Origin of the sequence: Metallumcola ferriviriculae (genome assembly GCF_035573695.1) — a bacterium.
Lineage (GTDB): Bacteria > Bacillota > JADQBR01 > JADQBR01 > JADQBR01 > Metallumcola > Metallumcola ferriviriculae.
Map to the genome: position 1 here is coordinate 1,991,478 of NZ_CP121694.1, position 21,972 is coordinate 2,013,449.

The 21,972-nt window shown below is 44.7% G+C and carries 17 protein-coding genes; 16 read left to right on the forward strand and 1 reads right to left on the reverse strand.

From position 1 onward, the window contains the following. Positions 1-2 precede the first annotated feature (2 nt). From nuoE to MFMK1_RS10045, 16 genes are all read left to right on the forward strand, one after another. Positions 3-554 (forward strand): NADH-quinone oxidoreductase subunit NuoE, encoded by a 552-nt coding sequence (nuoE, locus tag MFMK1_RS09970; RefSeq protein ID WP_366921563.1) that lies wholly within the window; start codon positions 3-5, stop codon positions 552-554. Next, positions 547-2,355: an NADH-ubiquinone oxidoreductase-F iron-sulfur binding region domain-containing protein gene (locus tag MFMK1_RS09975; protein WP_366921564.1), complete on the forward strand. Its 1,809-nt coding sequence runs from the start codon at positions 547-549 to the stop codon at positions 2,353-2,355. The genes nuoE and MFMK1_RS09975 overlap by 8 nt, the downstream gene beginning before the upstream one ends. Then, on the forward strand, positions 2,348-5,752 hold the full coding sequence (locus MFMK1_RS09980; RefSeq protein WP_366921565.1) for an FAD-dependent oxidoreductase: 3,405 nt from the start codon (positions 2,348-2,350) through the stop codon (positions 5,750-5,752). Before MFMK1_RS09975 ends, MFMK1_RS09980 begins: the two co-directional genes overlap by 8 nt. A 19-nt stretch (positions 5,753-5,771) precedes the next feature. Continuing rightward, positions 5,772-6,467, forward strand: a complete 696-nt coding sequence (locus MFMK1_RS09985; RefSeq protein WP_366921566.1) for a sensor histidine kinase — start codon at positions 5,772-5,774, stop codon at positions 6,465-6,467. A gap of 133 nt (positions 6,468-6,600) precedes the next feature. Further along, positions 6,601-7,290, forward strand: a complete 690-nt coding sequence (locus MFMK1_RS09990; RefSeq protein WP_366921567.1) for a response regulator — start codon at positions 6,601-6,603, stop codon at positions 7,288-7,290. 761 nt (positions 7,291-8,051) lie between these two features. After that, positions 8,052-8,912 (forward strand): 3-hydroxyacyl-CoA dehydrogenase family protein, encoded by an 861-nt coding sequence (locus MFMK1_RS09995; RefSeq protein ID WP_366921568.1) that lies wholly within the window; start codon positions 8,052-8,054, stop codon positions 8,910-8,912. A 128-nt stretch (positions 8,913-9,040) separates the two neighbouring features. After that, positions 9,041-10,363 (forward strand): ABC transporter substrate-binding protein, encoded by a 1,323-nt coding sequence (locus MFMK1_RS10000; RefSeq protein WP_366921569.1) that lies wholly within the window; start codon positions 9,041-9,043, stop codon positions 10,361-10,363. 86 nt (positions 10,364-10,449) lie between these two features. Next, positions 10,450-11,313, forward strand: a complete 864-nt coding sequence (locus MFMK1_RS10005; RefSeq protein ID WP_366921570.1) for a branched-chain amino acid ABC transporter permease — start codon at positions 10,450-10,452, stop codon at positions 11,311-11,313. A 128-nt stretch (positions 11,314-11,441) separates the two neighbouring features. Then, the gene (locus tag MFMK1_RS10010) at positions 11,442-12,344 is read left to right on the forward strand and encodes a branched-chain amino acid ABC transporter permease (protein WP_366921571.1); all 903 of its coding nucleotides are present in this window, start codon (positions 11,442-11,444) and stop codon (positions 12,342-12,344) included. After that, complete coding sequence (locus tag MFMK1_RS10015; protein WP_366921572.1) at positions 12,307-13,071, forward strand: ABC transporter ATP-binding protein; 765 nt, start codon at positions 12,307-12,309, stop codon at positions 13,069-13,071. The genes MFMK1_RS10010 and MFMK1_RS10015 overlap by 38 nt, the downstream gene beginning before the upstream one ends. Continuing rightward, positions 13,064-13,771 (forward strand): ABC transporter ATP-binding protein, encoded by a 708-nt coding sequence (locus tag MFMK1_RS10020; RefSeq protein ID WP_366921573.1) that lies wholly within the window; start codon positions 13,064-13,066, stop codon positions 13,769-13,771. The genes MFMK1_RS10015 and MFMK1_RS10020 overlap by 8 nt, the downstream gene beginning before the upstream one ends. Before the next feature lie 50 nt (positions 13,772-13,821). Further along, positions 13,822-15,261 (forward strand): amidase, encoded by a 1,440-nt coding sequence (locus tag MFMK1_RS10025; protein ID WP_366921574.1) that lies wholly within the window; start codon positions 13,822-13,824, stop codon positions 15,259-15,261. A gap of 71 nt (positions 15,262-15,332) precedes the next feature. Beyond that, the gene (locus MFMK1_RS10030; RefSeq protein WP_366921575.1) at positions 15,333-16,307 is read left to right on the forward strand and encodes an MBL fold metallo-hydrolase; all 975 of its coding nucleotides are present in this window, start codon (positions 15,333-15,335) and stop codon (positions 16,305-16,307) included. Between the two features lie 137 nt (positions 16,308-16,444). After that, positions 16,445-18,268, forward strand: coding sequence for an acyl-CoA dehydrogenase family protein (locus MFMK1_RS10035; RefSeq protein WP_366921576.1), 1,824 nt, complete (start codon positions 16,445-16,447; stop codon positions 18,266-18,268). Then, positions 18,225-18,407 (forward strand): hypothetical protein, encoded by a 183-nt coding sequence (locus MFMK1_RS10040; protein WP_366921577.1) that lies wholly within the window; start codon positions 18,225-18,227, stop codon positions 18,405-18,407. Before MFMK1_RS10035 ends, MFMK1_RS10040 begins: the two co-directional genes overlap by 44 nt. A gap of 238 nt (positions 18,408-18,645) precedes the next feature. Then, on the forward strand, positions 18,646-20,073 hold the full coding sequence (locus tag MFMK1_RS10045) for a dipeptidase (RefSeq protein ID WP_366921578.1): 1,428 nt from the start codon (positions 18,646-18,648) through the stop codon (positions 20,071-20,073). Positions 20,074-20,119: 46 nt separating this feature from the next. On the opposite strand, the gene pepF is transcribed toward MFMK1_RS10045, so the two are convergent. Further along, the gene (gene pepF, locus MFMK1_RS10050) at positions 20,120-21,934 is read right to left on the reverse strand and encodes an oligoendopeptidase F (protein ID WP_366921579.1); all 1,815 of its coding nucleotides are present in this window, start codon (positions 21,932-21,934) and stop codon (positions 20,120-20,122) included. Positions 21,935-21,972 lie beyond the last annotated feature (38 nt).

The window sequence follows — 21,972 nt, forward strand, 5'->3', positions numbered from 1 at the left end:
TTATGAAGGACGACAGCCGAAAAACTACCTTAGACCCGTCTACCAGATCTATCATCGATAAGATTGTACAGGAGAATAACTTGAATAAAGGTGCTGGAATAACAATTTTGCAGCAAGTGCAAGCCTCCTTGGGGTACGTTTCACCGCCAATGATTAGACGCATCTCTAAATTAACAGGAATAACCGCCAGCGCTTTATACAGCATCGCTACCTTTTATGCTCAGTTCCGTTTGGAGCCCATTGGCAAACATCTTGTGCAAGTGTGTCACGGCACTGCCTGTCACCTGGCAGGAGCTGAAAAAATAACTGAAACCATAACGATGGAAACAGGTGCTGCCGAAGGCCATACCAGTCCGGACGGGAAGTTTACGGTGGAAAAGGTAGCCTGCCTCGGGTGTTGCAGCCTTGGGCCGGTAATGACCATTAATGAAACGACCCATATTCGGCTAACACCGGAGGCGGCACGGAAGTTGGCAAAAAGTAAGAAAAAAGGTTGTAAATGTGAGAAAAGTTCGCATGCTGATCAGCAGCCGGGGGTGACGCCGGATGAGTGAGAAGAAATATGCTGCTAAGATAACTGTCGGCATGGCTAGCTGTGGTATTGCAGCAGGTGCGCGGGAAGTTTTCAATACGCTGAAAGCCGCTGTAAAAGAGCTGCCGCTGGCATTGGATTTTAGCGGCTGCATGGGCATGTGCTACAATGAACCCTTGATGGAAATGACCATGTCAGATGGTAGCCGCTATCTATATTGTCAGGTTACTCCGGACAAAGCGAAAGAAATTGTAAATAAATACATGGAAAGTGGAAAACCAGTCAGCGAATGGCTCGCTTATGCTGAGGATAGGGATACCGCAGATAAAAGCTTTTTAGTACAGCAGCAGCGCATCCTCTTGAAAAACTGCGGTATTATTAATCCGGAAAGCCTCCAAAGTTATTTGGCAGTTGATGGTTACGCAGCAATAAAAAAAGCTCTTCGCATGCATCCAGAACAGGTAATTCGAGAAATAATTGACTCTGGCCTGCGGGGAAGAGGCGGGGGAGGATTTCCTACCGGTACTAAGTGGGCCCTGGCCAGAAAAACCTTAAGTCAGGATAAGTACCTTATTTGTAACGCCGATGAAGGTGATCCAGGCGCCTTTATGGATCGAAGCGTGCTGGAAAGTAACCCCCATGCCTTGTTGGAAGGAATGTTAATTGGCGGCTACGCCATTGGCGCACAGCAGGGTTATGTATATATTCGAGCAGAATACCCTCTAGCCATTAAGCGGTTATCCCTTGCTATTGCGCAGGCCCGTGAAGAAGGATATCTTGGTCGAAACATCTTGGGGCATGGTTTTGATTTTGACATTAACATCAGGGAAGGCGCGGGCGCATTTGTCTGTGGAGAGGAAACCGCGCTGATTATGTCCATTGAGGGGAAACGGGGCATGCCCCGAATTCGCCCTCCCTACCCGGCTGAATCGGGTCTTTGGGGAGAGGCTACCTCCATCAATAACGTAGAAACTTTAGCCAACGTACCGTGGATAATGCTAAATGGAGTGGCCAGCTTCAATCAATACGGCACCGAAAAAAGTAAAGGCACCAAGGTTTTTGCCCTAGCAGGAAATATCGCCCGTGGCGGTCTGATTGAAGTACCCATGGGTATGACCATCAACCAGATAGTATTTGACATTGGCGGCGGGTTGGCTTCGGGTAAAGCACTAAAGGCAGTACAAACCGGCGGACCTTCCGGCGGTTGTATCCCGGCTAAGCTGGCGGATACGCCCATCGATTATGAATCTCTAAAAAAGATAGGCGCTATTATGGGTTCAGGCGGCTTGCTGATTATGGATGATACCACCTGTATGGTGGATGTGGCAAAGTTCTTCTTAAACTTTACCCAAGAGGAATCATGCGGTAAGTGTACTTTCTGTAGAGTGGGTACACGGCGCATGCTGGAGATATTAGAGCGTATCACTCAAGGAGAAGGAAAAGAAGGCGATCTTGAACTGCTGGAAGAGCTGGGCCAAAGCATCATCGCCGGATCACTCTGCGGCCTGGGACAATCAGCACCAAATCCGGTACTTACCACCATCAAGTACTTCCGTGAAGAATACGAAGCCCATATCTACCATAAATTATGTCCGGCCAAAAAGTGTAAGGCACTAATCAGAATGGAAGTAGTGGAGGAACGGTGTAAAGGCTGCGGACGCTGCAGTAAAGAATGCCCAACTGACGCTATTTCAGGGGAGAAAAAGCAGCCGTTTACCATAGAACAGGAGAAATGTATCCGCTGCGGGCTTTGTGTTAGTGCCTGTAAGTCCAATGCCATTTTGATATATCCGGGGGCAAGGGGGGAAGAATACAATGGCTAAAATTAAAATAATCATCGACGGTCAGGAATACCTCGAAGAATCCGGAAGTATCCTCTTGGAAGCAGCTCGAAAAAACGGCATTCCTATTCCCTCCCTCTGCCATGACCCGCGCTTAGAGCCCTTCGGTGCCTGCCGCCAATGCTTGGTGGAAGTAGAAGGGGCCAAGGGTCCGGTACAGGCCTGCGGTCTAAGGATTACTGAGGGTATGGTGATTAGAACAAATACCGAAAAAGTGAAGCGGCTGCGAAAGCTATGCTTAGAGATGATGCTCTCAGAACATTACGGCGATTGCATCGCTCCCTGTCAGTTAGCCTGCCCCGCCGGCATTGACATCCAGGGGTTTGTCGCCCATATTGCCAATGGCAATCCGGAGGAGGCTGCTGCATTAATCAAGGAAAAGCTTCCCCTTCCTGCATCCGTCGGCAGGGTTTGCCCTCGGTTTTGCGAAGAAGAGTGTCGTAGAAACCTGGTGGACCAACCGGTAGCTATATGCACCTTAAAACGCTATGCCGGTGACTGCGAACTTGGAAAAGATGCTGCAATAACCTCCCCTGCCTTAGCACCCGACACCGGGAAAAGAGTGGCTGTGGTAGGCGGTGGCCCCGCGGGATTATCTGCAGCCTATTACTTGGCACTAAAAGGTCACCGGATAAGCATTTTCGATGCATCTACCCAATTAGGAGGCATGATGCGTTATGGTATCCCTGAATACCGCCTGCCCAAGGCAGCCTTGGACTACGAGATTGAGGCGATAACCTGTCTTTGCGAAAAAGTTTTTAACAATAAAAAATTGGGCCGCGATTTCACCGTTGGCCAATTAAAACAGATGGGCTTTGACGCCGTCTTTGTAAGCATCGGTTCCTGGTCAAACCAAGAATTAGGTTTAGAAAATGAAGCATTGACGGGAATTTACTCAGGGATTGACTTTCTCCGTCAAGTAGGAGCTCGGATGGATACCCATATTGGTGATCAAGTAGTGGTAATAGGCGGCGGTAACACTGCCATGGATGCCGCCAGGACCGCATTGCGCCTAGGAGCAGCAAAGGTAACTGTGGTCTATCGCCGTTCGCGGGAAGAAATGCCCGCCAGCGCCCATGAAATTTCCCAGGCAGAAGAAGAGGGAGTTAAATTTTCTTTGCTGACAGGTCCGGTAGCATTTACCGGCGACCAAGGCAGCATCGAGACAGTGAGCTGTATTAAAATGCGGCTGGCAGAACCGGACAGTTCAGGTAGACGGCGCCCGGTACCTATCAAGGGAAGCGAATATGATATTCCCGTGGATACGTTGATTGCCGCCACCGGTCAAAAACTAAATGTCTCGGATGTAACCACCAGTAATGAAATAATACTCAGCAGCCGCGGCCGCATTAAGGCCAATTCTAATACCATGCAGACTGATACCCAGTGGCTGTTTGCCGGTGGAGATTGTGTCACCGGGCCAGCGACAGTGGTTGAGGCCGTATCAGCCGGGCGTAAGGCCGCCCTCGGCATCAATCAATACCTTGCCGGTGAAATAATTCGCCCCGAGGCAGAACCTTTTAACTGCTCTCGCGGTAATTTAGCAGACATTGATACCGCTGAATTTGAACAGCACCCGAGAATACCCCGTACCGCGATGCCTACTTGCGTGCCTAAGGAAAGGAAAAGAAATTTTAAGGAGTTTGAATTAGGCTATAGTAAAGAAATGGCAGAAAGGGAGGCTGGGCGCTGCCTATCTTGTGGCTGCTTAGATACTTTCTCCTGTCGACTGCGTCAGTATGCTGCGGAGCAAAGAGTAGATATCAAAAAGTTGGGCTTTGGCAAGAGGGCGTACCCCGTTTACCTGGATCACCCATTTATCATACGTGATCCAAACAAATGCATTCTTTGTGGCAATTGTGTGCGTATTTGCGAGGAAGTACAGGAGGTGGGTGCCCTCGGTTTTGTGGGCAGAGGTTCAGAAACCGTAGTATTGCCCGCTTTAAAAAACCCTCTGATGGAAACCCTTTGCCAATCCTGCGGCCAGTGTCTTAACGTTTGCCCCACCGGGGCCTTAACCGGAAAGAGCATACTGCCAAAACCGGGGCCCTGGAATTACAGGAAAGCTGCATCGGTCTGTAATTACTGTAATATCGGCTGCCGCTTGGAGGTCAGAACCGCCGGTAACCGGATCATAGGAGTAACATCACCTGTGGCTGCTGACACCCCTAATGAAGGAAATCTTTGTATGAATGGAACTTTTGGTTATACCGATATAAAGATGTCGGATAGAATGACCCAGCCGCTAATTATTAACGGTATACCTAAAGAGGTTAATTGGGAAACAGCACTAGCAGCAGCAGCCAGCCTGTTGAATGATGTTTGGGGTAAAGAAGGGCTGGACAGCATTGGTGTTGCGGTTTCTCCTAAGCTAACCAATGAGGAGCTTTATCTGGCATATAAGCTGGGGCGCATGGGTCTAGGTACCCAGAGAATTTTTAGCACAGTTCCTGTTATTTCGCCGTTAATGGATGCTAATATCCATTGCCCATCATTCCAAAATCTGTCGGACAGTGACCTAATCGTGCTGGTAAACGGGGAAATATTTACTAAGTATCCCGTCGTTGGTCATAAAATTAAGAAGGCAGTGGCTAATGGCAGTAAACTGGTAATCATCAGCCCCTACGCCACCAATTTTGACATTATTGCCTGCCTTACTTTAAAAAGCAGTAGTCGCAATACCAGCGATTTACTAAAAGTAATTATTCATTATCTGAGAAGCAGTCAAGGAAACTCACAGCAATGCCTGGAAAATGAATTTGACAGTAGTAGCAATAGTAATGTGCATACCACTAGGCACCGATTACAGGAATTGACACGGCTGCTAACCGAAGCTGTTAAGCCGGTGATAATAGCGGACGGTGACACTGTATCTCCAGAAACGATGGCCCTGCTTCAGCGTCTATTTTCTCTGTCAGGAAGCGGCACTAAGAGCTATAACGGTTTAATGCCCCTCTACCCGCAGGGTAATATAGCCGGCCAATGGAAAATAGGCATCAATACACATCCGGGGGATTACCGTCAACAGCTAGCCGATTTAAAAGTGGGTCGAATAAAAGGGCTCTTGGTGATTAATGATGGAGCCGAATTGAATCCTGAGCTATTTCAACCGAACGTGAAAACAGTGCTGATAACTCCAGCCAAACCCCGAAACCTACAAGTGGATGTAGTACTTCCCGGAACATTAATCATGGAAACCACGGGCAGCATCACTAACGTAGAAGGCAAGATTCAGCTCGTGTCGCCGGCGGTTTCCCCCAAGGGAGGCAAAGAAACCCGGCAAGTGATAGCGGAATTGGCCCGTGGCCTAGGTACATCTATAGGGAGTGTGGACCCTGCAGCCGTCCATAAGGAGATATTAGACAGATTTTTAAAATAGGTTGAGAAAGGGGGGAGGGATGTTGGAACCTCTAAACGACGAACATCTGAGCTTTTATGTACGACAGATTACCAGGGCTCAGGAAGAAGAACGCTTGCGAATTGCCAGAGACCTACATGACAGTACCATTCAATCGTTAGTGGCCATCAGCCATGACTTGGAGCGGTTCCTGGCAGAGACCGGACAATGTGACATGCCCACAGTAAGGTTTTTATTAAAATTAGATGACCAAATCAAAACAGTATTAAAAGAAGTACGTAACTTTAGCCAAAATCTGCGTCCTTCAATAATCGATCATTTGGGACTGCTGCCTTCCATTGAATACTTGGTGGCAGAATTACGAAAGAAATATCAAATAGCAGGAACGATTTGCATTATAGGTAACCCCTGCCGCTTTCAACCTGAAGTGGAGATTAACTTGTTTCGTATAGCTCAGGAAGCATTACAAAACATTGTACGGCATTCTCATGCCACAACCGCCAAAGTGTTAATGGAATTTGCTTCGGAAAAAATTTCTATTACTATTGTAGATGACGGAATTGGCATGCCTGACCTCCCCCAATCGTCCACCGGCTTTTTGAAACAAGGAAAACTAGGCCTGGCCGGTATGGCAGAACGGGTCAGGCTGCTGCAGGGGAGCATTAGGATGACCTCGGAAGCTGGTAAAGGAACTACCATCACCATCATCTTAAATAAGGCAGGCCATGTAGTCTGACAGAATACCTGCAGCCTTTTACCAGGCTGCAGGGGTCTTTGCCGCGTAACCCTTAAAAAATCACTAAACGCATGGACTATTTTTTCACCGAGTTTGTGAAATATAGTGCGATTAATTAGAAGGAGTGTCCTTTATGACTAAGGTCCCCATTATGCTGGCTGAAGACCATGTGGTAGTGCGAGAAAGTATTCGCAAGTTCCTGGAAAGTGAAGATGATTTATTGGTAGTTGGAGAAGCTGGAGATGGTGAAAGGGCTGTGGAAATGGCCAAAGAGCTTCACCCAAAAGTTATTATAATGGACATCGACATGCCCAAACTGAACGGGATTGAGGCCACTAGAAAAATAAGGGAACTATGCCCCGGCACCGCTGTTTTAATTTTAACTGCATATGACTACGACCAATATGTCATAGCCTTATTAGAAGCTGGGGCAGCAGGCTACCTGCTTAAGGACGTAAGCGGGCGAGAATTAATTAAAGCTACCAAAGCGGTTTCCCAAGGGGAGACCGTCTTGCACCCAAGCATTGCGGGAAAAGTAACCAAGCATCTTCGCAGCCACAAAAGTAATAATGGGGAGACAGTGGAGTCATTGACACAGAGAGAAATGGAAGTACTACATCTGGCAGCCGCTGGGTTAAAAAATAAAGAAATAGCCAGTCAGTTATTTGTCAGTATCCGCACGGTAGAGGCGCATCTGGGAAAGATATTTTCCAAATTAGGTGTTACCTCCCGAACTGAAGCTATTTTGACAGCTTTAAATTTTGGGTTACTATCTTTAGACCAAATACTTAAAGAGGATGTTCAAAAAGTCCATCGCAGGTGAGCGGCGAATTTCTGCGTTGCTCAGTCTTTGAGACTGCTCACGTACGCCACCAGTACGCTCCGCGTCTGAAAGCCTTCGCGCCTTGAACTTCTTGCTCCTGCTACAATGGACTTTTTGAACACGTACTTAAACAGAATCATCAAAACTAGTTTCGTTTGTAAAACGAAGGTTGGCAGGAAATAACCGCGACACCCTTAGTAACGAATGTAAAATGATACCAAAGTTAAATTTGGCATCATTTTATTATTTGTCCTACTGTGGAAGAAGGAGTGGCTTCAATTTATAGAGAATTTATGGAAAGAAGGTTAACTACCTCCAGTAATGTTTCTGAAATGTTTAACTAAGCTATTTGCTGAGAGGGAATTTATATCAACGCCAAACCAGCTTTTCGGCCTAGGCGGTTGGACCGTAGCCGGTCTAAATCTAAGTAACTGTTTTGGCAAGACCTCCACTTGGTGGAGCAATGCACCAAGGAGGTGCATCTATGCAACCGAATCAAGCGGATTTTTTTGAAACACCCAATTGATACCTACATCTTGTCCTTGGCATCAAGATTGCAATAAATAAACTAAACAATAATAAAATTTGCTTAGAATATTTATAAATCATCAGGATTAAAATCTCTCTATGTTTCTGAAAAATCTGACAAGGAACTCATGAACACATTGTGAAACTTTAAGGAAAGGAAATGCCATTATTGTTTAGTGTTACTTCTACCGGTGGAGCCCGGAATACAAGACATTTTATAGGCGGTGGTTGTTATGAAGACTATTAGAAGACTGGGTGTGGTTGGAGCAGGATTTATGGGCAGCGGAATTGTTGAAACTGCTCTGGAGGCGGACATGGCGGTGGTTATGGTGGAAGCCAGTCTTCAACGTGCCGAAGAGGCTTTTATAGCCGTAAAGAATCGGTTAGAAAAAAAGTGTACAAGTGGTAAACTTGATGCAGATATTGGTCAGTTGATTAACAATTTATCATACACTGACCGAATTGAAGACATTTCGGAAGTGGATATGGTGGTGGAGGCGGTTTCAGAACAGATTGAATTAAAAAAAGAAGTTTTCAGAAAATTGGACCAAGTATGTCTAGAAAGCACGATTTTGGCTTCTAATACTTCGTCCATTTCCCTTACTAAATTAGGAGCATACACTAGCAGACCTGAAAAGGTTGTAGGAACCCACTTTTTCTGTCCGGTACCGCAAATGCCTCTTGTCGAATTGGTACCCGGTTTGGAAACGAGTGATGAAACTATGAACATAGCGAAGGATTTTGCTGAACAGATGGGAAAACAATGGATTATTGCAAAACCGTATCCGGCATTCACCATAAACAGGGTATTGGGTGCGCTGCTTAATGAAGCATTTTATTTGGTTTATGAAGGGAATGCTCCGCAGGATGTAGATAAGGGCATGAAATTGGCGATGGATTGGAAAATCGGTCCTTTGGAATTAGCGGATTTTATCGGTCTTGATGTCTGCTTGGATGTACAGCAGTCTGTATATAGTGGCTTTCAGGATAATAAATACCGTCCATGTCCACTGCTAAAAGAATATGTCAGTGCCGGTCGACTAGGGCGGAAAACCGGTAAAGGTTTTTACGAATACGGAAAGCAAGAAGTTTAAGAAGTTATTGTTTGACCTGATAAATGGTAGGAAAACAAAATAATAAGGGGGCGAGCACAACTTCAAACCGAAAGGATTGAAAATATTTTTAAGAGTAAGAATATTTAGAAAAAAAGGAGGATTATGTAATGAAATTAATCAAAGGTACTATAGTGACGTTACTAGTATTAGGATTACTTATTTTTGCTGTTGCTTGCGGCAGTACGGATACGCCGGATAACAGCTCACAGGCGCCGGATGATACCAAAGCAGAGGTTAATGAAACACCTAAAAATGAACCACCTAAAGAGGTTGTTATCGGATTTAGTGGACCATTAAGTGGACCGGCAGCTCAATATGGTAAGGACAATGTCAATGGCCTTGAAATGGGTATCGACAATATTAATGAAAATGGTGGTATCACCATTGGCGATCAAAAATATACTTTTAAGCTGGAAGCTATGGATGATCAGGCAGACCCAACACAGGCAGTTAATAATGCTCGGAGAATGCGTGATCAATTTGATGTACCGGCAATTTTTAACCCGGTATTCACCACAATTGCTCCGCTGATGGGAATTAACCAGGAACCGGGTAACGAATTCTTGATGATGGCCTACAGCAGTACGCCGGCGATTCTTCAGATGGACAATGACTTGGTAGTTCGCATACCACCCTCATTTTTAGTATATGTGAATGGATTTGCCGAAATTGCTTGGGAAAATGGTTGGCGTAAGGGCGGTATGGTTGTGACTCTTGGCGGATATGGTGACGAATGGCGTGAAGCATTCCGCGAGAAGTGGGAGAGCATGGGCGGCGAAATTACCGTTGACCAACCGGCAAATTATTATACTGAGACTGATTTTTCCACTCAGTTAAGTGCAGTTCTTGCATCTAATCCCGATTTTATCTTGATTGGTGGTCCGACTGAATCCACGGCATTGGTAATTGAGCAGGCGAGAAACCTTGGTTATGAAGGTCCGCTAATGCTGGTAGACCAAGCTAAAATGGATCATGTTGAGCAGATTCTAGGCGGCACCGATTTGATGCATGGAGTAATGGGAGTACCGGCAACCAAGGACGCTGGTACAGCAGTGGCTGAAGAGTTCAAGAAAGCTTATGAAAGTAAATATGGTACTATTAATACTTGGGAATCTGTCTGGAATTACATGGCTATCCATGCTTTGGTTGCCGCTATGGAAGAAGCGGGCACAGTGGATGACCCAGTGGCGATAAGAGCAGCTTTCCCCAAAGTATTCCCGCTGAGTGGAGAAAAATACCCGGCTGAGATGTATGATATTGGCGAACGGGGCGCTATACACGGTCTAGGTGGTGTTCAAATTATTGATGACAACGGCAACTATACTACTCCCACAAACTATGTATGGTGGAGTGATTCTGAAGAGGTTCTAAATGATGTTAAGGAATTCTCGCAGTTAGATAATATTAAGATCACTGAAATTGAAGAATAAATAATATCGCCCCCACCTCCTGCGGGGTGGGGGTATTATTTTTACCCGAGTTAGAGAAATATGACTGCAAAGGGTGTGATCAACAGATGGAACTTTTTTTTCAACAAGTATTCAATGGTGTCATGCTTGGAAGTACTTATGCTATGGTTGCTTTAGGGCTGACTTTGGTCTTCGGAATATTGCATGTACCGAACTTTGCCCACGGTAATTTATACATGCTAGGGGCCTATGTTACTTTTTTTCTCATAACTTATGTTGGCTTTGGATTTTGGGTGGCACTATTATTTTCCATGATTTTATTAGGGTTAACCGGGATGTTAGTGGAGCGTTTGGTTTTTCGACCTTTGGAAAAACAGCCGGATATTAATATGTTTATTTCGGCTATTGGCTTATTACTTTTTCTAGAAAACTTCGTGATAGTTTTTTGGGGGGCTAGTGGCAAGCGTATTGAAAATCCCTATCCAGATGCGGTTCAATTTTTAGGTGTCACCACAAGCGAGCAGCGCCTGATTGTTATTTTGGCAGCCATAATATTTATTGTTTTGTTGCAGCTCTTCATTAAGAAGACCGTTCATGGCATTACCATTGAAGCGGTAGCTCAGGACCGAGAAGGAGCACAATTGATGGGAATAAATGTAAATTGGGTATCTTCTATGACATTTGGCATTTCATCGGCTTTGGCAGCTGCAGCTGCATCCCTGGTGGCACCGATTTTTATGATAACACCCACTATGGGCGCATTCTTAGTAATGAAGGCATTTGTTATTATTATTTTGGGCGGATTGGGTAGCATGAAGGGTGCTATTATGGGCGGGTATATTCTTGGACTCATTGAAGCTCTCGGCGGCGGTTATATATCCGCGGCTTATAAGGATGTTTTTGCTTTCGGCGCATTGGTATTAATCTTAGCAATTAAGCCAACAGGCTTGTTTGGAAAGGAGTCAGCCTAATGCCCAAAAAAGCTTTTTTCAAACAAAACTGGCCTTATTTCATATTCCTTATGATTGCCTTATTATTCCCTTTGGTAGTTTCCAATAGGTATTATATCCAGATAATGACAACAGGTGGCATCTGGGCAATGGCTACTCTAAGTTTAAATTTAATTCTTGGCTACACCGGGCAGGCTTCTCTGGCACATGCAGGTTTTTTTGGCATTGGAGCATATGGGGTAGCTATGATAACGAAGGCGGGCTATTCTTTTTGGCTGGCGCTACCTATAGCTGCTTTAATTTCCGCTTTTATCGGATTGTTGATAGGTATGTTGACTCTGCGCACCCGAGGACATTATTTTGCCATCAGTACTCTCTGCTTTGGGGTAATCGTCTTCGTTGTTTCCGGCAGTTGGATTGATTTTACCGGTGGATATACCGGACTGTTAGGCATACCTCGTCCAACTCCTATTCCGGTTCCTTTTCTTGGCGATATAACTTTTGTAAGCCAAGTTTCTCAATATTACCTGGTGATAGGCTTTTTACTACTAACTTTATTTGTTAAGTATAGAATAGTTTATTCTTCCCAGGGACTTAGCTTTATGGCCGTCAGAAATAACGAGGTATTGGCCGAGGCAGTGGGCATTAATACTTTTGCGACTAAGTTGCTTTCATTTATAACGGCAGATTTTATGGTTGCAGTGGCCGGGGGAATTTACGCTGCGTTGATGGGCAGCATTAGTCCTACATCTGCCAGCTTTAACCTTACATTCTTCTGGTTAGCCTATTTAATTATTGGCGGAATTGCTACTCTTGCCGGTCCTATTATTGGTGCCTTTGCAGTTTCATTTCTGGTGGAGTATATGTATGCACTAGGTGAATACCGCTTGATGCTATTTGGTCTGGTATTAATATTGGCGATTATCTTTTTTCCACGCGGCATTATGGGTATTGTTGAAGGTATACGGGTCAAGATCCAGGATTACTATTCTCGAAGAGGGGTAGGTGTAGAAGATGTTGCTGAAAATAGAAAAATTGACGAAACACTTTGAGGGTCTAGTGGCCAATAATAATGTAGAGTTTGGTTTGGCCCGCGGAGAAATTTTAGCCATTATTGGGCCCAACGGAGCCGGAAAATCAACCCTCTTTAATTTAATCAGCGGAATGCTGCGACCCACTTCGGGAAAGGTCTACCTGGAGGGTGCGGATATCACCGGACTTAAGTCACACACCATTGCTGAAAAGGGTATTGCTCGTACTTTTCAAACAACTACCCTTTTTGATGAACTGCGGGTAGTGGATAATTTGGCTATCGGTCATAAAGTGCGCACTAAATCGGGTTTTTGGGATACTCTATTTCATACTTCTCGCTACCAACGGGAAAGGGAAGAAACTCAGGCTAAAGTTATGGATGTTTTAGAGTTTATAGGTCTTAAGCATAATGCATTTGACTTTGTATCTACGCTGCCCCAAGAAGCCCAGAAGCGTTTGTCTATAGGGGTAGCGCTGGTGAGTGAACCTAAGATTATTTTATTAGATGAACCTACAGCTGGGATTATCCAGGATGAGACAGATGCCATTACTGACCTGATATTTAAGATAAAAGCAAAAGGAATTACTGTATGTTTAATTGAACATAAAATGCGTATGGTTATGGATCTGGTAGACAGGATAGTGGTTTTAAACTATGGAAGCAAGATAGCGGAGGGTACTCCCGAGGAAATTAGTAATAACCCTAAAGTCATTGAAGCTTATTTGGGTGGTGAGCACATTGCTTAAGCTAACTAACGTATCAACTAGTATTGGCAACTCACAGGTAATTAGGGGTGTGTCTCTTGAAATAAAAAAAGGTGATTTTGTTTCGCTGTTGGGGAGTAATGGTGCCGGTAAAACTACTCTATTTAAAACCGTAGCCGGTGTGTTAAAACCAACACAGGGTACCATCGAATTTAAAGGAAAGCTGACTAACCGCCTTTCTGCTGATAAAATGGTACGGCGCGGGTTGTCTTTATGTCCTGAGGGACGGCGGCTTTTCCCACATCTTACGGTGTACAAAAATTTATTAATGGGGGCTTATACCAGGAGAAAGAGTCCAAAGAAGGTACAAAGAAACATAGGCATGGTGGAGGAGATGTTTCCTATTCTCAGAGAACGGCGGGAGCAGATGGCCGGCACTTTAAGCGGTGGAGAACAGCAGATGCTGGCCATAGCCCGGGCATTAATGGCTGAGCCGGAGCTGTTGCTTTTGGATGAACCATCCATCGGGCTGGCTCCTTTAATCGTCAAGCAGATCGCTGATACTATTAAAAATATTAACCAAATGGGGACGACAATATTTCTCTCTGAGCAAAATGCCAATATGGCATTAAAGATTACCCACCGCGGCTATGTGCTGGAAAACGGTGTTTTAATCATGGAGGGTTCCAGCGAAAAACTGATCAAAGATGATTCGGTAAAGAGGGCATATTTAGGAGCTTAAATAAGTAGGATTGAGTCGGATAATTTTTAACAGGAGGGATTGAGCTGGTTATGCATGAAACAGACACAATTTTTAAGGCCGGTGTAGCAGCTTTGGCCGGCATGATAAAGAGGAAAGAACTGTCACCGGTTGAAGTGGTAGATGTCTTTCTTCAAAGAATTTGGCAGCATAATGACAAGATTAATGCCTTTTGTACTGTTGCCGCCGAAGAAGCTGGCAAAAGGGCTAAGGAAATTGAGAAAGCAGTGATGCTGGATGAGGACCTACCTCTTGGAGGCATACCAATAGCTATTAAGGACCTCACACCTACCAAAGGAATTCGAACCTCCTTTGGTTCAAAAATTTTTGCTGAAAATGTCCCGAGCTATGATGCCACTTTTGTCACTAGGGTTAAGCAAGCAGGGGCTATAGTTATTGGCAAGACCAACACTCCTGAATTTGGTTATACTGGGACAACGGATAACCTGATTTTTGGGAAAACCAGTAATCCTTGGGATATTAGCAGGACCTCCGGCGGTTCAAGTGGTGGTTCGGCAGCGGCGGTGGCGGCACGGTTGATACCAGTTGCCGAGGGAAGTGACGGCGGGGGATCTGTGCGTATACCAGCCAGTGCCTGCGGCATTTACGGCTTCAAACCTACTTACGGACGCATACCGTTCGATTCTGCTCCTTCAAAGTTTTCCTCCAATAGTCCTTTTCTGCATCATGGTACGCTAACATTTAATGTAGATGATGCGGCATATATGTTGGACATTCTTCAGGGGCCCGATAGTCGGGATCCGTATTCTCTTCCCAAGGCCCAAGAAGCATTTTTCCCCATTATGCCTATGGATCTAAAAGGGCTGAAGGTTGCTTACAGCCCCAACCTAGATTACTTTGAAATAGATTCCGAGGTAAGGGAAATCGTGGAAAAGGCAATACATTCCCTAACTGGCTTAGGGTGTAAAGTGGAAGAAGTTACCCCGGGTTTTGAAGCTGGTAGAGAGTTGGTAACGGAAACATTTATTTCACTGTGGGCGGTCTATTATGCGGCATTTTATGAAAATTTTTTGCCTCGATGGGAAACGGAGATGTCCAAAGGATTTGTGGCCACAATTAAGTCCGGGCAAAAGATTTCGGCTGTGACCTATAAGCGATTGGAGAGGGCACGGTCAAAGGTATATAACAAAATTGAAAAGATTTTTTCTCAATATGATTTATTAATTACGCCAACATTGGCTGTGCCGGCCTTTCCCCATGGTCCTGGACCAATGCAAATTAATGGCAGGCAGGTAGACCCTTATGCAGATTGGATGTTAACTTCGGTATTTAATTTAACCGGCCATCCTGCTGCCAGCATTAATTGCGGTTACACTAAGGAAGGTCTGCCGGTAGGGCTGCAAATAGCTGCTCCCCGCTTTGACGAAGGCATGATATTTCGTCTATCGAAGGCTTTTGAGATTGCTAATGCAGATATCTTTAAGATTCCGCCCGAATTTGACAATAGCTGATGGTAGTGTCGCCTTAATAAAATGTGGTGTGGTATGAAATTTTACAGTTGTTATGGAAAGGGAGAGCTAAAATGTTCCAGCAAATCTTACCGAATATCTATAGGGTCGAAGTGCCACTTCCCAAAAACCCACTTAAATCGCTTAATTCTTATGTGTTAAAAGGACCGGAAAGAAACTTAATTATTGACACCGGGATGAACAGGGCAGAGTGCAAAGCAGTCATTCTTCCCGCACTGGATAAATTGGAAATAGATGCGGAAAAAACGGACTTCTTTATTACGCACATGCATGCAGACCATTCAGGGTTGGTCACCTCTCTAGCAGCTAGCAGCTCTACAATATATTTCAGTGAGCCCGATGGCGATGTAATTAAGTACGGCGATCCTTGGCATAAGATGCGGGAGTTCGCCGGTACCAACGGGTTTCCCGAACACGAACTGCAGCAGGCTATCGATAACCATCCCGGGAATAAATACAGTTCCAGCGGACAACTGGATTATACTGAGGTTAAAGATGGTCAGATCCTAGTGATTGGTGAATATAAATTTCGGTGTATCCTCACCCCGGGCCATACTAAAGGCCATATGTGCCTCTATGAGCCGGTTAATAAAATACTTATCTCCGGTGACCACATTCTCAAAGATATCACCCCTAATATTTCTCTCGCGCTTCCTGAGCAGGGAAATCCACTGAAGGAATACATGGAAAGCCTGGACAAGGTTTATCAACTGGAAGTTAAATTGGTGCTGCCAGGGCACAGGAGCATGTTTGAAAATCATAGAGAGAGAATTGATGAACTGAAACAGCACCACCAGCTTAGAGTAAATGAAGTATTGTCCATTTTAAAAAGCAGCAGTCAGACTGCCTACGATACCGCATCAGCGATGAGCTGGGATATAAAATGTGAATCGTGGGATGAATTTCCCATTCCACAAAAGTGGTTTGCTACCGGCGAGGCCGCAGCGCATCTGAAGTATTTAGAAGGGCAGGGGCAGGTACGTCAGGAAAGCAAAAACGGGCTTAATGTGTATTCATTAACAGAGTAGTGGCACGAAAGTTGCAATATAATTTAATGATCACTACGGCAATTATCTAATTTATAAGGAAAAGCCGCAGGGCAAGGGAATAGTACCAATCTAGTCTGGTGCGATTCTGCATAAAATAAGGGGAGGGTGTTATTTTTATGGCTTCTAATTTTGTTTATGATAACAGAGAACAAAAATTTATTATTAAGGAATGGCTGGATGGCGAGAAACTTTTCGGGTTTGATGCTTTTAAAGATTTCTGCAGCATTGATGATGTGGATATGATTCTTGATCAAGCATTGAAGGTCTCTAAAGAAGTTATCGCACCAACCAATGATGATGGGGAAAACTATCCTATGCGCTTAGAGAATGGCAAGGTTGAGGTGCCGGATTCATTTCGATCCGCTTATGCGTTCTTGAACGAAAATGGTTGGGGTCCCAGTCATGCTAATCCTGAGGAAGTAGCAATGCCTAATCTGCTGCTCCATATGTGCGAGGAATTTATGGGTGCTGCTAACTATCCGTTAATGCAATATATTGGGCTGACCAGCGGTTCAGCAGGGTTAATCCAAGCATTTGGTGACCAGGCGGTAAAAGAAATGTTTTTGCCGAAAATGTTCAGTGGTGACTGGGCCGGTACCATGTGTCTTACAGAGACCGGCGGCGGCTCCGATGTTGGTGATCTGTTAACTAAGGCCTATCCTACCGATGACCCGAGGGTTTATAAGATTCGAGGAACAAAATGTTTTATTTCTCAGGGAGATCATGAGCTTACGGAAAACATCGTTCACTTGGTCTTAGCGCGGGTGGATGGTGCTGCTCCGGGAACCAAGGGAATTTCCCTTTTCGTTGTACCTAAGTATACGGTTAACGAGGGCGGCAGCGTTGGAGAATCAAATGATGTGACCACTGTAGCTATAGAACACAAATTAGGCATGAATGGGTCAGCAACTGCAATGCTTAATTTTGGCGACAATGATAATTGTTACGGTATATTACTAGGCAATGCGCCGGATGAAAATGGTCGTGGAGAAGGTATGGCTCAGATGTTTCAGATGGTCAACGGGGCTAGGATGGGAACCGGTCATACGGCTCTTTCCTTAGCAGCGGTTGCCTATAACAATGCCGTGGAGTATGCCAAGGAAAGAGTACAGGGCCGTCCATTTGGCCAGGGCAAAAAGGCCTCGCGAGTGCGTATTATTGAGCACGAAGATGTCAGAAGGATGCTAATGGTGCAAAAAGCCACCATAGAAGCGATGCGAGCCTTAATCTATCAGACTTATTACTATATTGATATTGCGGCGCATAGTAATGATGCGGATGAGAAACGAAGAGCCCAAAGACGTATGGAAGTTAATACTCCCCTTGTTAAGGCCTATTGCTCTGATACTGCTTGGCAGCTTACTGCAGAGGCAATTCAGGTTTATGGCGGTTACGGTTACTCCGAAGAATATCCCGCAGCCCGGTGTGCCCGGGATGTAAAGATATTAACAATCTGGGAAGGAACCAACTTTATCCAGTCTCTGGACCTATTAGGGCGGAAGTGGAGCATGGAAAAAGGCACTGTATTTGCAGAATGGCTGGCGGATATTGACAAATTTATTACACAACATCAGGATAATCAAGAATTCTCTAGAGAAATCAATATTTTGTCCACGGCTTGCCAATCCTACCAGGAAATGCGTAACTTCATCCTCAAGTCTTTACAGCAAAAGCCACAGTTGATGCCGCTGTATTCTACGCGAATTCTTCACAGTACGGCCATGGTTTACTGTGGAATGATCTTAATGGAGCAGGCACTTTTAGCGGCCAAGCAGCTTGAACAGTTGGATGCAGGTAACAGCGAGTATAATTTCTACAAGGGTAAAGTGGAAACCGCTAAGTTTTATCTGCGCAATATTGTACCAAAAGTAATGATGACCAGGGATGTTGTCTTGGATGCTGACACTTCTGCAATTGAAATACCCGAAGAAGCATTCTAATACAAGTCAAACCCAAAAGACGGGTAATGTATATGCTCGTTTGCTGGATGGCGACGGACGCCATCTGATAGAAGTTGGTGAGTCAGGAGCAAGTTCTCGGTACAGCTATGATGACGGGGTCTTAACTTTAGCGGAATAATGATGTATATTAAAAATATGATGCATGAGAAACAATCAAGAGGCGCATAAAAATGCGCCTCTAATATTTATGTCTTTGTAACGAAAAATGTCTGCCGGTGATTACATCGCATTTCCTGTCTGAAGGGACTCAAAGTGGTCATTAAAAGTTCAGGATTAGTTCTCATTATAGTAGGGACATACTGCGGCCTCTTAAGAAATAACTATTAGTATAAGATATATTTGACATGGAGGACTCAATGGTTAGTTCCCGCTTTAAGAATGGTTATGAGTTTAGAGGAAAACATTTAGTCGCGGCAGCATGGATACTGGTATTGGTTATTTATTTTGCCTATCAACCACCTGTTGTTCGAAACTCATTTAGTCATGCAGATGCTATTCACTTTAATGCTGCAGTGGTGGATGCGCACAGTGATACCTTAATGAAAATACTTGATCAGCGGGGGTTCCCTGTGGTTGATCTGGGTAATGATACTGCTTTTGATATCGATATTCCCAAATTGATGCGTGGCGGTGTGGACGTCCAGCTTTTTGCCATTTGGGCAACGGATAAACAGTTTCCCGGCCGCAGTCGTCACTGGACTTTGGCCGGAATAAACGCTTTATACTATACGGTGGTAAAAAACTCAGCAAATATTGCCATCGCTAAATCGCCGGGTGAGCTTGAGCAGCTCATAAATGATGGGAGAATAGTTGCTGTGGCCGCTCTGGAGGGTGCTGATTCCCTTAAGCCTCCGCATGGCATAAACTTGTTAAGGCAGTATTATGACCTTGGCGTAAGGATTGTGGCTCTCACCTGGAATTATTCCAATTTCTTGGCCGTGGGGTATAATGATGTAGTTCGCCAAGGGCCGGGACGTGGACTTTTTCAATATGGCCGCTCCGTGGTAAAGGAGTTAGACCGTCTGGGGATAGTAATTGATGTCAGTCATCTGGCGGAGCCGGCTTTTTGGGATGTAATGGAGCTCACGACCAACCCGGTGATAGCGAGTCATTCAGGGGTTTATTCCTTGCGAAACCATTACCGTAATCTAACTGACCAACAAATTCGAGCGATAGCTAAGTCCGGCGGTGTGGTTCAAGTAGTATTTCACTCTCATTTTCTGAAAAAGCTGGGGTCGAATGTTACTTCAAAGACTGTAGCGGACCATATAGACTACGTCGTGAAACTGGTAGGAATAGATCATGTCGGTATTGGCTCTGATTTTGACGGGTTGGGACAGATGCCCGGGGATTTACGTGACGCTGCCATGCTGCCTAATCTAACAAAGGAGCTATTAGGGCGAGGATATTCAAAAGATGATATTGATAAAATTATGGGTGGTAATACTCTACGAATAATGGAGAAGGTGTGGGGTGACACAATTAGTGATGAAAAAGCAGCGGCAGTTAAACTTCGCCCGATAAAGCCAGGTCAAATCGGGCAGTGTATTAGTGAAAGAAAACCTATTCTTGCGGCTAAGGTAATTGGTGATATAGCTCAGAAAAAAATTCGGTTTAAAGTGCTAGTTGATGGAAAAGAATATCAAAACAACTATGATATAGAATCAAAGTTGGTCAGTGTACCCATCGTTAAACCGTTGGATAAGGGATTCCATGTGGTAACCTTTATCTTTTTGCATGAAGGTAAAAGTGTTCAAGAAACATTAATATTTTATGCTTCGTAAAAACACAAGAAGTCTCCGGGTCGGTATGGAGGCTTCTTGTATGGGTTTAATCTATTTGCTTTTCCAACAAGGTCTCAAATTCTTCCAGTCGCTGCTCAAACACTGCTAAAGCCTCATCCACCGGTTTTCCTGTTGATAGGTCTACCCCGGCTTTTTTCAGAATTTCCAAAGGATAATCACAAGCGCCGCTGCGTAAAAATTGTAGATAATGACCTTTTGCAGTTTGATCTTTTTGAGCCAGCTTTTCAGACAGGGCTACAGCAGATGAAAAACCGGTAGCATATTTGTATACATAAAAAGCAGAGTAAAAGTGAGGTATTCTAGCCCACTCTCCGCGGATATAATCATCAACAACCAGAGCGCTGCCGTAGTATTTTTCCAATAGATGGCCGTAGATTTCGTTTAATTTATCCGGTGTTACTGGCGTACCTGCTTCGGCGAGTTCGTGTACTTTCTTTTCGAATTCTGCGAAAAGAACCTGACGAAATACGGTGGCACGGAATTGTTCCAGATTTTTCTCTAAAAGTGATGCTTTTTCTTCAGCTTCGGCATTATTAAGCAGATGCTTAAAAAGTAAGGCTTCATTGACGGTGGAAGCTACTTCAGCCAGAAAAATAGGATAGTGGCTGTAAACATAGGGCTGGTTTTCGTTGGTGTAATAACTATGTAGGGCATGACCCATTTCGTGGGCAATGGTGAAGACATTTTCTAGATTGTGCTGATAGTTTAATAAGACGAAGGGATGTACCCCATATGCTCCCCAGGAGTAGGCACCACTTCTTTTGCCCTTGGTTTCGTATACATCCAGCCAACGTTCTTTAAATCCTTTTTTTAGTCGTTCGATATATTCCTCACCCATCACCGAAAGACCCTGAATCACCGTACTTTGCGCTTCTTCCACGGAGGGTTTTCTCTTGCTATCGCCGGTTACCGGTACATATAAATCGTAGGGTTTAAGCTCATTAAGGCCCAGGACTTTCTTTTTTAGCTCCATATAACGGTGCAGCGCCGGCAGGTGGTCATGTATGCTTGACAGTAAATTATCATAAAGAGACAGGGGGATTTTATCGGGGTCTAAGGCAGCCTCCAAAGCCGAATTATAACGCCGTACTCGGGCTTGAAACATATCACCTTTAATACTACTTCCGTATGTGGCCCCCAGCGTATTAGCATACCCAGTATATGTCTGGAAAAGCGCATCATAGGCCGCACGGCGGGTTTCGCGGTTGGTGCTTTGTAAAAACCCAACAAAATTCCCCTGGGTGAGTTGTTTTTTCTCCCCTGCTACATCTATTTGAGGAAATTCCATATCTGCGTTTGTCAATAGGCTAAATATCGTCCTCGGCGCTTGGGCTATTTCCCCGGCTTGGGCGACAATTTCTTCTTCCTCCGGGGAAAGAAAATGCTGTTTTTGACGGAGTGCATCATCTAAAAAGTGGCGGTACAGTTCAAGCTCGTCCTTTGACTCTATGTACGACTGAAGTTTTGCTAGCTCTAGCGAGATAATTTCCGGCATAATAAAAGAAAGCCTGCTTTCTACCTGGACGCTTAGCGCAGTTACTCTGTCCGCCAGACCTTGAAAATGCTGATTACCGGTATTTTCATCTCGGTGCAGCATAGCATAAGTTGTTACTTTTTCAAGAAGCATTAAGATTTCATCTTTCAGAACTAAGGTCTGATATAGGTTTTCTGCTGATTTTAACACCTGTCCCCGGTAATGCTTAAGCTCATTCAATAACTTCGAAACCGCTTGAAAGTCTTTTTCCCATGCTTCTTCAGAGATATAAATGTCTTCCAAATTCCAGCAGTATTGCTCTGGGACATCTTCGCGCTTCTGATAGGATTGTTGGGTTTCTGTCATTTATGCTCCCTCCCGATTACGGTTTGTAATAAGAGTAT